This is a genomic window from Agrobacterium sp. D14 (assembly GCF_001526505.1).
In the GTDB taxonomy this organism is placed as follows: Bacteria; Pseudomonadota; Alphaproteobacteria; order Rhizobiales; family Rhizobiaceae; genus Agrobacterium; species Agrobacterium leguminum.
Window position 1 is genome coordinate 115,857 of sequence record NZ_ASXX01000015.1, and the last position, 13,043, is coordinate 128,899.

The 13,043-nt window shown below is 60.7% G+C and carries 13 protein-coding genes; 7 read left to right on the top strand and 6 right to left on the bottom strand.

Annotated features, from left to right (window positions below; genetic code table 11):
* The first annotated feature begins 279 nt into the window (after positions 1-279).
* The 3 genes from glgX to L901_RS12250 are packed head-to-tail and all read left to right on the top strand — an operon-like array spanning position 280 to position 3,845.
* Entirely contained in the window at positions 280-2,235 is a 1,956-nt protein-coding gene (gene glgX / locus L901_RS12240) for a glycogen debranching protein GlgX (protein WP_059756972.1), read from the top strand.
* Between the two features lie 54 nt (positions 2,236-2,289).
* Positions 2,290-2,778 carry a MaoC family dehydratase gene (locus L901_RS12245; protein WP_020809754.1) on the top strand — a complete coding sequence of 163 codons (489 nt, stop codon included), beginning with the start codon at positions 2,290-2,292 and terminating at the stop codon, positions 2,776-2,778.
* Between the two features lie 23 nt (positions 2,779-2,801).
* Complete coding sequence (locus tag L901_RS12250; RefSeq protein WP_059756975.1) at positions 2,802-3,845, top strand: DUF2332 domain-containing protein; 1,044 nt, start codon at positions 2,802-2,804, stop codon at positions 3,843-3,845.
* Here L901_RS12250 and L901_RS12255 read toward each other — a convergent pair.
* Genes L901_RS12255 through L901_RS12275 form a run of 5 tightly spaced genes read right to left on the bottom strand, consistent with a single transcriptional unit; the run spans position 3,842 to position 9,335 of the window.
* Positions 3,842-4,396, bottom strand: coding sequence for a sarcosine oxidase subunit gamma (locus L901_RS12255; protein ID WP_059756978.1), 555 nt, complete (start codon positions 4,394-4,396; stop codon positions 3,842-3,844). The two genes, L901_RS12250 and L901_RS12255, sit on opposite strands and share 4 nt — an antisense overlap.
* Entirely contained in the window at positions 4,389-7,349 is a 2,961-nt protein-coding gene (locus L901_RS12260) for a sarcosine oxidase subunit alpha (protein WP_059756981.1), read from the bottom strand. The genes L901_RS12255 and L901_RS12260 overlap by 8 nt, the downstream gene beginning before the upstream one ends.
* Complete coding sequence (locus L901_RS12265; protein ID WP_003508553.1) at positions 7,346-7,660, bottom strand: sarcosine oxidase subunit delta; 315 nt, start codon at positions 7,658-7,660, stop codon at positions 7,346-7,348. Before L901_RS12265 ends, L901_RS12260 begins: the two co-directional genes overlap by 4 nt.
* 11 nt (positions 7,661-7,671) lie before the next feature.
* Positions 7,672-8,082, bottom strand: coding sequence for a hypothetical protein (locus tag L901_RS12270; protein WP_020809750.1), 411 nt, complete (start codon positions 8,080-8,082; stop codon positions 7,672-7,674).
* Positions 8,082-9,335 carry a sarcosine oxidase subunit beta family protein gene (locus tag L901_RS12275; protein WP_059756984.1) on the bottom strand — a complete coding sequence of 418 codons (1,254 nt, stop codon included), beginning with the start codon at positions 9,333-9,335 and terminating at the stop codon, positions 8,082-8,084. The genes L901_RS12270 and L901_RS12275 overlap by 1 nt, the downstream gene beginning before the upstream one ends.
* A 316-nt stretch (positions 9,336-9,651) precedes the next feature.
* Here L901_RS12275 and rpsU point away from each other — a divergent pair, with 316 nt between their 5' ends.
* Together rpsU and L901_RS12285 are read left to right on the top strand one after the other, a co-directional pair.
* On the top strand, positions 9,652-9,879 hold the full coding sequence (gene rpsU / locus L901_RS12280) for a 30S ribosomal protein S21 (RefSeq protein WP_003508541.1): 228 nt from the start codon (positions 9,652-9,654) through the stop codon (positions 9,877-9,879).
* A gap of 133 nt (positions 9,880-10,012) precedes the next feature.
* A complete protein-coding gene (locus tag L901_RS12285; RefSeq protein WP_003508539.1) occupies positions 10,013-10,909 on the top strand; it encodes a tetratricopeptide repeat protein in 897 nt (298 codons plus the stop codon).
* 72 nt (positions 10,910-10,981) lie between these two features.
* On the opposite strand, the gene L901_RS12290 is transcribed toward L901_RS12285, so the two are convergent.
* A complete protein-coding gene (locus L901_RS12290; RefSeq protein ID WP_059756988.1) occupies positions 10,982-11,248 on the bottom strand; it encodes a DUF6074 family protein in 267 nt (88 codons plus the stop codon).
* Between the two features lie 340 nt (positions 11,249-11,588).
* Here L901_RS12290 and L901_RS12295 point away from each other — a divergent pair, with 340 nt between their 5' ends.
* Both L901_RS12295 and L901_RS12300 read left to right on the top strand, forming a co-directional pair.
* A complete protein-coding gene (locus L901_RS12295) occupies positions 11,589-11,867 on the top strand; it encodes an exopolysaccharide production repressor protein (protein ID WP_059756990.1) in 279 nt (92 codons plus the stop codon).
* Between the two features lie 110 nt (positions 11,868-11,977).
* Positions 11,978-12,967 carry a glycosyltransferase family 2 protein gene (locus L901_RS12300; protein WP_059756993.1) on the top strand — a complete coding sequence of 330 codons (990 nt, stop codon included), beginning with the start codon at positions 11,978-11,980 and terminating at the stop codon, positions 12,965-12,967.
* The last annotated feature ends 76 nt before the right edge of the window (positions 12,968-13,043 follow it).

Here is a 13,043-nt window from a genome sequence, read left to right on the forward strand (position 1 = left end):
GAGAGGCGCAGAATCGAAAAGACGGGAGGCGGCCACAAGGCCGTCTGAGAGTAGTAACCGACCTCTCTCCAAACTCGACGTCATCCTCGGCCTTGTGCCGAGGATCTGCCAACGCATCGTCCAGTCAATGCGTAGCAGATGCTCGGGACAGGCCCGAGCATGACGGAGGAGAGGTTTTGGGTTCGCCATCGATCATAGGCGGACGCATACCCGCCTTCCATTACCGGCCACCTTCTACCCTTACGAAGAAGAAACAACTATCCCCCGGAGAGACAGACCATGCAGACACCTTCCGTTTTCCCCAAAGGCGCAATCCAGACGGAAAACGGAACGGAATTCACGGTCTATTCCCGGCACGCCTCGCAGATCGATCTCTGCCTTTTCGATGCGAACGGCGAGAAAGAAACGGCGCGTTTGCCGATGACGCGCGGTGAAGATGACGTTCACCGGTTGACCGTCTCCGATGCCGGCCCCGGCACGCGATATGGCTTTCGCGCTCACGGCATTTACGCTCCCGAACACGGCCTCTGGTTCGATCCTGCAAAGCTGCTGCTCGACCCCTATGCCACGGAGATCGACCGCCCCTTCCGGCACGATCCCGCGCTTTACGCCTTTGGTGCGGATACCGGCGGGATCATGCCGAAGGCGATCCTTTCGCAGCATGAGCCGGTCCGGCGTCAACCGCCGTTTTTTGCCGAAGGCGGGCTGATTTACGAACTCGCCGTCAAATCCTTCACCCAGCTGCATCCTGAAGTGCCGGAAGAGATCAGGGGCACCGTTGCCGCACTTGCCCATCCCGCCATTGTCGCGCACCTGAAAAAAATCGGCGTCGATGCGGTGGAGTTGATGCCGATCACCGCATGGATCGACGAGCGCCACCTGCCGCCGCTCGGCCTTTCCAATGCCTGGGGTTATAATCCTGTCGGCTTCATGGCGCTCGATCCGCGCCTCTGCCCCGGCGGCGTGCGGGAATTGCGGGATACGGTTGCGGCGCTGCATGCGCAAGGCATCGGCGTCATTCTCGATCTGGTCTTCAACCATACCGGCGAAAGCGATATCGAAGGTTCGATCCTGTCGTTGCGCGGGCTCGATAACCTCACCGCCTTTCGCCACCCGCCGGGAAAACCGGGCGTGCTGGTCAACGATACCGGCACCGGCAATACGGTCGCCTGCGACCATCCCTATATTCGCCAGCTCACCGTCGATTCCCTTAGGCATTTCGTTCTGAACGCCGGGGTGGACGGCTTCCGTTTCGACCTCGCGCCCGTGCTCGGGCGAACGGCCAATGGCTTCGACATGGCAAGCGAAACGCTCGCGGCCATGCATTCGGACCCGGCACTTTACGACCGCCTGCTGATCGCCGAACCATGGGATATCGGCCCTGGCGGATATCAGCTCGGCAATTTCCCCGAGAGCTTTCTGGAGTGGAACGACCGCGCCCGCGACGATATGCGCCGCTTCTGGCGCGGCGACGCCGGCACCACCGGGGCGCTGGCCGATGCGCTTTCCGGGTCTTCGCCGATCTTTTCCCGCCATGGCCGAGCGAACAGCCGCAGCGTCAACTTTCTCGCCGCCCATGACGGCTTCACCCTGTTCGACCTCGTCAGCCACGAACACAAGCACAATGAGAAAAACGGCGAGAACAATCGCGACGGCCACAATGAAAATCACTCCTGGAACAATGGTTTCGAAGGCCTGACGGATGACCCTGCCATTGTCGCCGCCCGCATTGCGGATGTGAAGGCGCTGCTTTCCACCCTGTTCGTCAGCCGCGGCGTCTTGATGCTGACCGCCGGCGATGAGGGCGGCCGCAGCCAGCATGGCAACAATAACGCCTATTGTCAGGACAATGACATCACCTGGGTCGACTGGTCTTCGCTTGTCCCCGAACTGATCGATCACACCGCATTTCTCGCAACTCTTCGCAAACGCTTCGGCGTCTTTTCCGAGACCGGCTTCTTTTCCGGCAGCGGCGATGTGACATGGCTTGCGCCGGGCGGAGAGCCCATGACGGTTGCGGACTGGGAGAGCCCGAATGGACCCGCCTTCGCCATGGTGCTTTCAACGTCGGACCGCGAAACGGGCGTCGAGGTCGAGCTTGCGGTTCTCATCAATCGCGGTCGCGAGATCGTTCCTTTCACGCTGCCCGGCGATGGCTGGTATGCGATCGGCACGGATTTCGGCAATCCCGCCTTCCTGCCCGCCCGTTCCGTGGTGTTTTATCTGCGCAGTTGATCCCTTCGCGTCGCCAGCCGTATAAGTCCCTGGAAACAATGCGGACGAGGTAACATGACAAAAGAAATTGCGCTGGCGGAGATGAAAAATCTGGTCGGCACGGAAATGGGCGTCTCCGACTGGATTACTGTCGATCAGACAATGATTGACGCTTTCGGAAAGGCGACGCTGGACGAACAATTCATCCACACTGACCCGGAGCGCGCTAAAGCGGAAAGCCCCTTTGGCGGCACCATCGCGCATGGATTCCTGACGCTGTCTCTGCTTTCGGCGCTGAATTACGATGCTCTGCCCCGCATCCGCGAACAGACCATGGGCATCAATTACGGCTTCGATGCCGTTCGTTTCGTTACGCCGGTCAAAAGCGGTGCGCGGGTGCGCGGCCGCTTCACGCTGGCGGAGGCGCGTTTTCGCGGCGCGGCCATGTTGATGACGACCTATGACGTGACGGTGGACATCGAAAACGAGAAAAAGCCGGCGCTTACCGCGCGCTGGACCACCATCAGCCAGTTCAACCCGGAGGACAGGCCGGAAGACGCCTGAAACTGCCGCAAGGGAGAGACCGCATGCATGACGAAGCCGTAAGGAATGCGTTTCTCGTGCAGGCAAGAGCCTGCGACAGCCTCGGCTCGCCCTTTACCGCGCGGCTCTGCCGCACCATGGCAGCAAGGCTCGACCGCCATACCGAGGTGGGCGAGCGCATTTTATCCTGGCCAGGCGATATCGGCCCCTCGGGCGATTCCGTTCCCCTGCGGCTGGCGGGCGCCCTGCATGCGCTCGCCATCGAGGAAAAGATCGCGCCGCTTGCCGAAATCCCGCCGGAAGACGAAGAAGCGCTCTGGCAGGCCTGCGCCAGCGCCCTGCGTTTTCATTCCGCCTTCATCCTCGAAAGGTTGAAATCACCGCCGCAGACCAACGAGGTTCGCCGTTCCGCCGTTCTGCTGCCGGGCTTTCTTTCGATTGCGGCACTGACCGGCAAGCCGCTGGTGCTTTCCGAAGTCGGAGCCAGCGCGGGCCTCAACCTGCAATTCGACCGTTACCGATATCGCCTCGGCGATCTCACCTGGGGTGAGCAATCCGATGTTTTCCTGTCGCCGGAATGGCGCGGCGACATCCCGGCCCATGAGCGGATCGAGGTTATCGAGCGCGCCGGCTGCGATCTCAACCCGCTCGACCCGTCATCCGCCGAAGATCGCCTGCGGCTGATGTCCTATGTCTGGGCCGACCAGACAGACCGGCTGGAGCGAACCGCCGCCGCCCTGCGGATAGCCGTGGAACATGGTCTGCATGTCGAGAAGGCAGACGCGGTCGACTGGCTGAAACGCCGCCTTGCCACACAATATGCGGGTGCTGTCCACGTCGTCTATCACTCAGTCGCCTGGCAATATTTGCCCGATGGATTGAAACAGGCAGGCGAGGCTGTGATTGCCGAAGCTGGAACCCGCGCCACGCCGGATGCCCCACTTGCCCGGCTGCAAATGGAGGCGGATGCGACACCGGGCGGTGCCGCCATTACCCTGCAGATCTGGCCGACCGGCGAGAAACAGGAAATCGGCCGAGCCGATTTCCATGGGCGATGGGTGGAATGGCGGGGCTGGATGGCGGGTTAAACCGCCACGTCCTCAGCCGCTTCCTGCAGCAGCCCGCCGACATATTCCGCGAAGGAACGCCAGCATTCCACCCGCAACGTATCGTCCGCCGTGCGCAGCAGCACCACTTCTGCCTTGCCGAAAACGGTGCGCGAGCACGCGCCGACCGGGAACTTTGCGAGAGAAATATCCTGCGGGCAGCCGGCATTGAGTGCCGCTTCTGCACCGGCACCGGAGACGATGACGGCTGTGTTGCGGTGGGAAATATCGGTTGCCGAAAACAGGCCGGAAACGCCGGCGAGAGCCGCCATCAAGTCGCTTTCGCCCTGATCGATCAACAGCCATTCATCCGGGCCGAGCCACAGAGCGGACCGCAGGCCCGAGGTGACGGAGCTTTTCGGGCGGGCAGGCAGGGCAAGACCGAGTGCTTCCGAAAGTGCCGGCAGGGCGCTTTCCCGGGCGCGCAGCGACAGCCGCGATGCGGAAGCAGCGGGTTTCAGCGAAACGAAGGGAGAGCCGCCGTGAAAATCCTCAAGCACGGATTTGCGTTTTGCGTGAAGTTTGTCAGCCATTGAGACGGGCTCCTTCCTTGTCGAGGAAGACCATGTCGGTCACTTCGACGGCAATGGTTTTATCGGCGAGCGGAATGTAGAGCGTTTCGCCCATGCGCGCCCTGCCATCCGCCACCAGCGCGAAAGCGATGGAATGGCCGAGATTTTCCGACCAGTAGGCGGAGGTGACATGGCCGAGCATGGTCATGGGTTTCGGCTGGTTTGGATCGACAACGATCTGGCCGCCCTCGTCCGGAACGGTCAGCCGGTCTTTCGTCTTCAAGCCGACAAGCTGTTTGCGGCCGGAGCGCGTGAGATCGGGGCGTTTCAGCCCGCGAATGCCGACGAAATCCGTCTTCTTCTTGGAAACGGCCCAGGCAAGCCCGGCATCGTCAGGCGTCACCGTGCCATCCGTGTCCTGGCCGACGATGATATAGCCCTTTTCCGCACGCAGGATATGCATGGTCTCGGTGCCATAAAGGCAGCCGCCGACGGCTTCCGCCCTTTCGCGGATCGCGGTCCAGACGGCAGCGCCGTAATCGGCCGGAACGTTGATTTCGAAACCGAGTTCGCCGGTGAACGACACGCGGAAGAGCCGCGTCGGCACGCCGCAGAAGGTGCCTTCGGCCACCGCCATATGCGGGAAGGCCTCCGGCGAGAGATCGATGCCCTCGACGAAGGGCGCGATAACCTCGCGCGCCTTTGGCCCCTGCACGGCAATCACGGCCCATTGTTCGGTGGCCGAGGTGAGCCAGACATTGAGATCGGGGAATTCGGTCTGGAGATAATCTTCCATGTGCTGGAGAACGCGCGGCGCGCCGCCCGTGGTCGTCGTCACATGGAAACGGTCTTCGGCAAGACGTCCGACAACGCCGTCGTCGTAAACGAAGCCGTCTTCGCGGGTCATGATGCCGTAACGGCAGCGGCCGGGTTTCAGCGTGTCCCAGGCATTGGTGTAGATGAGGTTCAGGAACTTCGCCGCATCCGGGCCGACCACCTCGATCTTGCCGAGTGTGGAGGCATCGAACACGCCGACGCTTGTCCGAACCGTCTTGCATTCCCGGTTAATCGCCTCATGCATGTCCTCACCCGCACGCGGGAAGAACCAGGCGCGTTTCCAGTTGCCGACATCCTCGAACACCGCGCCGGCCGCCAGCTCTTCCTCGTGCATCGGCGTCTTACGGGCGGGGTCGAACAGCGCGCCTCGCGAATGGTTGATGAGCGTGCCGAAGGTGACCGGCGTATAGGGCTGACGGAAGGTGGTGAGACCGACCTTGGGCAAATCCCGGCCAAGCGCCTCCGATGCGATGGCAAGGCCATGCATATTGGACATCTTGCCCTGATCGGACGCCATGCCATTGGTGGTGAAGCGCTTGATATGCTCGACGGAATGCATGCCCTCGCGCACGGCAAGGCGGATATCCTTGGCGCAGACATCGTGCTGGAAATCGATGAAAGCCTTGACGCCGGTGCCTTCGCCCGCGCCTTCGGCCGCGCCGATCATGCCGCCTGTCCACGTCCGCGCATTCTCGCCGGAAAACTCCACGCCGCCGCCACCGGCAGCCGCAGCCTCGGCAATCAGCGCGGAAAGATCGTCCGTGCCGTTGCAGGCGCCGATGGAGACACCGTTCTGCACATGGGTATCCGGCAGGAAACGCTGGTTAGCCGCGTCAAACTTCAGCTTGCCGCGCGATTGCGAGAAGAGATGCACCGATGGCGTCCAGCCGGCCGAAACCACAAGCGCATCGATGGCGATCTTGCGCTTGTTCGATCCGCCATTGCGGCCGACGGTCATCGAGGAGACGCGCAGGCGGCCGGCGGTGTTGTAAACGCTATGGCCCGCCAGCACTTCGATGCCGAGCGCCCGCGCCTCATCCAGCAGGCGCTGATCCGGGTTCTCGCGGCAATCGACGATGGCGGCGATCTTCACCCCGGCCTTTTTGAGATCGAAGGCCGTCTCATAGGCCGAATCATGGGCGGTGTAGACCCCGACATTTTGGCCCACGGCGACGCCGTAATGGTTGAGATAGGTGCGTGCGGCCGAGGCCAGCATGATGCCGGGGCGGTCATTATTGGCAAAGACCATGTGGCGTTCGATCGCACCCGCCGCCAGCACGACCTTTTTGGCGCGCACCTGCCACAGCCGCTCGCGCGGCTGGTGTCTGGCGGGCGTGGCGAGATGATCGGTCACCCGCTCGGCCAGCGCCACGAAATTGTGGTTGTAATATCCAAAAGCGGTGGTGCGGGTCAGAACCCGCACATTGGGCAGGGACTTCAGTTCGGCAAAAACCTTCTGCGCCCATTCGTAACCGGGCAGGCCGTCGATGACAGTACCGGTGTCGAAACGCAGCGCACCGCCGACTTCGGCATTTTCATCGACCAGAATGACGCTGACGCCGGTTTTCGCGGCAGCAAGCGCCGCGGTCAGACCGGCAACGCCGGCGCCGGCCACCAGCACGTCGCAATGGGCATAACGGCCGGAATAATGATCCGCATCCGGCTCGCTCGGCGCCTTGCCGAGACCGGCGGCGCGGCGGATCAGCGGTTCGTAAATCCTGTGCCAGGCAGCCTTCGGCCACATGAAGGTCTTATAATAAAACCCGGCCGCGAACATCGGCGACAGGAGGTCATTGATCGCACTCAGATCGAAGGATAGCGACGGAAAGCGGTTCTGCGAGGCGATGATCGCGCCGTCGAACACTTCCTGCACCGTGGCGCGCACATTGGGCTGCTTGCGCAGGCTGTCGCGGGAAACGTCGATCAGCGCATTCGGCTCTTCCGGCCCGGCGGACAGGAAGCCGCGCGGCCGGTGATATTTGAACGAGCGGCCGATCAGATGCACGCCATTCGCCAGAAGCGCGGAGGCGACCGTGTCCCCCTCCAGCGCCTGATAAATCTTGCCATCGAAGGTGAAGCGCGCGGTTCTGGCCGGGGTGAGACGACCGGCCCCCTTGATACGATAATCGCCGCTCATTGCCCGGCTCCCTTTTCTGCGGAAAGGACCGTCTCAGTATCGGGTTTCGGCTCACCCGCCTTGTAGGTCATCAGGAATTTGTCGCTGACCGAATCGCGGGCGGCGTTGAAGAAGCGGCCGCAACCGTGAATGTGACGCCAGCGCTCGAAAACGAGGCCCTTGTCATTGTCGCGAATGAAGAAATATTCGGCGAAGGCCTCGTCGGAAATATCGGCGATGTTTTCCGGCCGGGCGATATGGGCTTCGCCCGCCCAGCGGAATTCCAGTTCGGAACGGTCTTCCCCGCAATAGGGGCAATGGATCAGAAGCATCGTCGCTCCACCTAGAGAGAATTTTCCGGAAGCGCTGTTCCGGCGGGTTGGTCACACAGCCGCTTTCCCATGGCTACGAAAGGGGAAAGCCGCTTTAAAAGCTGCTCGAAATTATCGAAAGGGCGTAGCGCCGAGGCCCGGCCCATATTGACGATGGCAACCGCCATCATGTCGGTATCGATCGCGAAGGGGTAATCCTGCTCGCCATCCTCCTTCTCGCCAACAAAATAAACCATCTTGTTCGCGAGACTCGGAGCACAGAGAAGCAGGCCTTTTTCCGCCACGAAGGGCCAGTCTTTCTCACCGTGCATCTTCGCAATCTTCTGGCTGCGAAAATCCCTGGCCTCGGGAATGACGCTGCCGACGGGCACGGCCAAAGCCGCGCCTGATATATTGATCGCAAGCATGGCCGCCGCCAGCATCAATGCGCCACCGCGGCAGCGGCAGCCTCATCGATAAGACGGCCGGTACGGAATCGGTCGAGCGTCAGCCCCGCCGCCAGACGATGCGGTTCACCCCGCGCGATGAGATGCGCGAAAAGATTGGCCGAACCCGGCGTCGCCTTGAAGCCGCCCGTCCCCCAGCCGCAATTGACGAAGAGATTCTGCACCGGCGTCACGCTCTGGATCGCCGAGCGGTCAGGCGTGTTATCGGTAATGCCGCCCCATTGCCGCATCATCTTGACGCGGCGGAAGATCGGGAACAGCTCGCAGATAGCGTCGAGCGTGTGGGTGATGATCTGCAGGCCGCCGGTCTGGGAATAGGAGTTATATTGATCGGTGCCCGCGCCGATAACCAGCTCGCCCTTGTCGGATTGCGAAATATAGGCGTGGACCGTGTTGGACATCACCACGCAGGGGAAGATCGGCTTCAGCGGCTCCGACACCAGCGCCTGCAACGGGTTGGAATGCAGCGGAACGCGCACATCCGCCATCTTCATGATGACGGAGGAATGACCGGCGGCGGAAACGCCGATTTTCTTTGCGCCGATGAAACCGCGATTGGTCTCCACACCCGTCACCGCCCCGTCCGGCCCACGGCGAATGCCCGTAACCTCGCAGTTCTGAATGATGTGCACGCCGCGGTCGGAGGCAGCGCGGGCATAACCCCAGGCCACCGCATCGTGGCGCGCCGTGCCGCCGCGGCGCTGGAGCGCTGCGCCATTGATCGGATACCGCGCATTGCCGGAAATATCGAGCGGCGGGCAATAGGCCTTCGCCTGCTCCGGCGTCAGCCACTCATTGTCTATGCCGTAAAGACGGTTGGCATTGATATGGCGGCTGAAGGACTGCCGGTCATGGATATTGTGCGACAGCATCATCACGCCGCGCGCCGAATACATGACGTTATAATTGAGATCCTGGCTCAGGCCTTCCCACAGTTTCAGGGAATGCTCGTAAATATCCATGCTCTCTTCATAGAGATAGTTGGAGCGGATGATGGTGGTGTTGCGGCCGGTATTGCCGCCGCCGAGCCAGCCTTTTTCCAGAACTGCGACATTGGTAATGCCGTGTTCCTTGGCAAGATAATAGGCAGCCCCGAGCCCATGGCCGCCGCCGCCGATGATGATGACATCGTAATCCTTGCGCGGTTCGGGCGAAGCCCATTGCGCATCCCACCCCTTGTGACCCCTGAGCGCCTCACGCGCCACGGCAAAAACGGAATATTTGCGCATTCGCAATCTGCTCCTCAAGAACCGGCCAGAAGCCGGAAACATGGCTTCGGCCCTTATCATACACATGGCAAATCGGGATGGGAGGCAATATCCATTTTGCGACGCCGCAATGATTTTGTTTCGACATCGCAGGCGGAATTCCGGGCAAGCCGCATTTTGCTGGGTGATTATGCGCTACCGGCTGGACTTGCTGCAAATGATCTGTTATTGCACGTCACCAATCGCCCGGCTCGACAGCCGAACGAACGATTTTTTATTTGCGTGCGAATGCCTTATTCACATAGCAAATTAACCAAACCAAAGGAACGGGATTCACGTGCAGGTACTAGTCCGCGACAATAACGTTGATCAGGCGCTCCGCGCCCTGAAGAAAAAGATGCAGCGCGAAGGCATTTTCCGTGAAATGAAAATGCGCGATTACTACGAAAAGCCCTCCCAGAAGCGCGCTCGCGAAAAGGCTGAAGCCGTTCGCCGCGTTCGCAAGCTGGCACGCAAGCGTGCACAGCGCGAAGGTCTGGTTGCAGGCCCCCGCGCAGGCCGTTAATAGGCCGTCTTTTGGACGTTTTTGAATGCTTGTTGGGCGGGGGCGATCAATTCGCCGCCGCTCTTTGTGTTTGTGGCCGGAGAACGCTCTTGAAAACGACCGTGAGACCGGCCTGCGAGGGAACCCACACCGAATGATCGCTGTCGACGCCTGTGTTGTGAAAAACTCCGATGCCTCCACGCGCCGGGTGCCATTGAAAAACAACAGAGGGTTCCGCGCTTCTCTGGTCGTCTGTACCGTCCTTGCCGGTCTTTCCGGCTGCGCGACATCCAACCAGACGGAAGATGTGTTCAGGATCGACCGTGCCCAGGGTTCGCAGGAAAACATCGCCTCGCTCACCTCGGTCATCAACGCCAATCCGCAGGATCCCGAAGGCTATAACGTCCGTGGTTCGGCTTACGGTCGCGCCGGCGATTCGCGCCGCGCCATCGAGGATTTCAACAAGGCGCTGCAGCTCAACCCGCGCTTTTATCAGGCCTATGCCAACCGCGCGCTGGTCTATCGCAACTCCGGGCAGCAGCAGCAGGCCCTGCAGGACTACAACGCCGCCCTGCAGATCAATCCGAGCTACGATGTGGCGCTGATCGGCCGCGGCAATCTTTACCGCCAGTCCGGGCGTGTGAACGAAGCCTTCAACGATTTCTCCCGCGCCATCGAGCTTGAAACCACCGACGGACGCGCCTGGCACAATCGCGGCCTGATCTACCAGCTGCGCAACCAGCATGCCCAGGCCATCGAGGACTTCTCCAAGGCAATCTCGCTGTCGTCGACCTCGCCGGAGCCCTATAACGGCCGCGGCCTTTCCTATGTCGCCTTGAACGACGATGAAAACGCCTTCGCCGATTTCAACCACGCCATTTCTCTGGATGGCAATGTGGCGGAATCCTGGGCCAACCAGGCGCTAGTCTATGAGCGTCGCGGCGAGATGGCCAAGGCCGCCAAGTCCTATGGCCATGCGGCCCGACTCGACCCGAAATACAAGCCCGCGCTTGACGGCGTTGCCCGCACACGCGGCGCCGGCGCTTCCTGATCAAACGGGCATGAACAAAAAAGCCGGCAGGTTTGACACCTGCCGGCTTTTTTTATGGAAAACGCTGAGGCCTCAATGGCTGTCGCGGCGTGCCTCTGGCGTGGCGTCGCCCGCCCACAATTCAGCCTGCACGGCGTTTTGAAATTCCATGACCTCGTGCCGCATGGCGGCGTCCTCATAGCCAAGCGCCGTCAGACGGGCGGCCAGCTCACGGCACTCCCTGCGCCAGAAATCATTCGCCTCCACACCATGCAGCCGGTCGAGCATGGTTGCACATCTTTTTACGTCGGCAATACGGTTCTTTGCCGGAAAGGCGATTACTTCTGAACTCGTTGTCACGCGGGCACCTTGCTCTTGCTGAGGAATCAATACCGACTTTTTAAAGGCGAGATGGTTAACGAAGTCTGCAGAGGGCGTAAGACAGCCGACAATGGCCGCAAGAGAACGATTTTACGCCTCTCAAAAGCAGGAAATCGCCTGGTAAGGCAGCCCCGATTGGGGGAAGTCATCGATTACCGAGGAATTTACCAATCAAGATTACCGAAATTTCATGCCGCAACCGTTAGAAGAAGTATATGTGTGTTGAAACAGCACCGGTCTCATCGTATATTTCTTGCAAAGAAGAAAAATGCCGCAGCGCAGTCAAAAATGGAGAAATCGTTCTCGGGAGGAGAGCACCATGTATGCACCTCGTGTTTTTTTCAGCATGATCGGTGCATTGCTTACCTTTGCGGTTGCGACATATTTCATCCACGGCTCGTTCTATACGGCATTCATCCAGACCCTCATCTGCGCGGTCATTCTGCAAGTCGGTTATTTTGTTGGGATTCTCGTTCTGGTCGCCCGGGAAAAGCGGCGCATGCGCGAAACCTTCGCGCGGGACCGTGGCGCCGAGGCAATGCAGGCGGACGCCGTAAAAAGCCCGCCGCCGCACGGTGCGAAACTGACCGATATGTGAGCTTTCACGCAGCTTCATTTATTGCGTCGCAAAAAAATCGCTTGCATCCATACCCGTGACACTTTCTGCTGGCCAAATCCTGACGGTTGGTCAAAGCAGAAGGACAATCCATGGTGAGCGGTTCACAGCCCATTTGCGTCATCATCGCTGCGAAAAATGCATCCGAAACAATCGATATCGCCATACGTTCCGCCCTTGTGGAGCCGGAGGTCGGCGAAGTGGTGGTGATCGACGATGGTTCCACCGACACGACGAGCGATGTGGCGCATGCAGCAGATGACGGCACGGGCCGTCTGCGGGTCGTGCGCTTCGAGGTCAATCGAGGCCCTTCGGCTGCGCGCAACCACGCCATCTCGATTTCATCGGCGCCGCTCATCAGCATTCTCGATGCGGACGACTTCTTTTTCCGGGGCCGTTTCGCCGCCATGCTGGCCGATGACGACTGGGATCTGGTGGCCGACAATATCGCCTTCATCCAGCAATCGGTCCCCGGCGCATCCTCCATGCAGCCGGCCCGTTTCGAACCGCAGTCACGGTTTCTGTCGCTCACGGAATTCGTGGAAGGCAATATTTCCAGGCCCGGCGTGGAACGCGGAGAAACCGGGTTTCTGAAGCCGGTCATACGCCGCGCTTTTCTCGACAAACACGCACTGCGTTACGATGACGGTCTGCGGCTCGGCGAAGATTACGAGCTTTACGTGCGGGCGCTGGCCGCCGGTGCGCGTTACAAGGTCATCCGCCATTGCGGTTACGGCGCGATCGTGCGCGGCAACTCGCTGAGCGGCCGCCATCGCACCGAAGATCTTCGCCGCTTATACGAGGCGGACAAGGCCATTCTCGCCGGTTGCCGGCTTTCGGCAGAGGAAACGGCGATCCTGCGCGAACATGAAAAACACATCCGCGCCAAATTCGAGCTTCGCCATTTTCTCGATGCGAAAAAGCAGAAGGGCATGGGCGGCGCGCTGAGCCATGCCCTTGCACGGCTCCCCGCACTGCCCGCCATCACGCGCGGCATCTGGAGCGACAAGACCGCCCGATTCCGTAAAACCCCGCCGGTGCGGGATGTTCGTTATCTGCTGGACGGTACGCCGGTTTCGTAAGGGCAGATCCACTGCCGCAAGAACCGCGACAAGTCCGCGTTTCCCTCTTCCGTCATGCCGGCCTTGTGTGGACGTA

What these genes read in the sequence shown, in the direction of transcription:
- glgX (WP_059756972.1), top strand. Translation starts at nt 280, where the DNA reads ATGCAGACACCTTCCGTTTTCCCCAAAGGCGCAATCCAGACGGAAAAC.
- L901_RS12245 (WP_020809754.1), top strand. Translation starts at nt 2,290, where the DNA reads ATGACAAAAGAAATTGCGCTGGCGGAGATGAAAAATCTGGTCGGCACG.
- L901_RS12250 (WP_059756975.1), top strand. Translation starts at nt 2,802, where the DNA reads ATGCATGACGAAGCCGTAAGGAATGCGTTTCTCGTGCAGGCAAGAGCC.
- L901_RS12255 (WP_059756978.1), bottom strand. Translation starts at nt 4,396, where the DNA reads ATGGCTGACAAACTTCACGCAAAACGCAAATCCGTGCTTGAGGATTTT.
- L901_RS12260 (WP_059756981.1), bottom strand. Translation starts at nt 7,349, where the DNA reads ATGAGCGGCGATTATCGTATCAAGGGGGCCGGTCGTCTCACCCCGGCC.
- L901_RS12265 (WP_003508553.1), bottom strand. Translation starts at nt 7,660, where the DNA reads ATGCTTCTGATCCATTGCCCCTATTGCGGGGAAGACCGTTCCGAACTG.
- L901_RS12270 (WP_020809750.1), bottom strand. Translation starts at nt 8,082, where the DNA reads ATGCTGGCGGCGGCCATGCTTGCGATCAATATATCAGGCGCGGCTTTG.
- L901_RS12275 (WP_059756984.1), bottom strand. Translation starts at nt 9,335, where the DNA reads ATGCGCAAATATTCCGTTTTTGCCGTGGCGCGTGAGGCGCTCAGGGGT.
- L901_RS12285 (WP_003508539.1), top strand. Translation starts at nt 10,013, where the DNA reads ATGATCGCTGTCGACGCCTGTGTTGTGAAAAACTCCGATGCCTCCACG.
- L901_RS12295 (WP_059756990.1), top strand. Translation starts at nt 11,589, where the DNA reads ATGTATGCACCTCGTGTTTTTTTCAGCATGATCGGTGCATTGCTTACC.
- L901_RS12300 (WP_059756993.1), top strand. Translation starts at nt 11,978, where the DNA reads ATGGTGAGCGGTTCACAGCCCATTTGCGTCATCATCGCTGCGAAAAAT.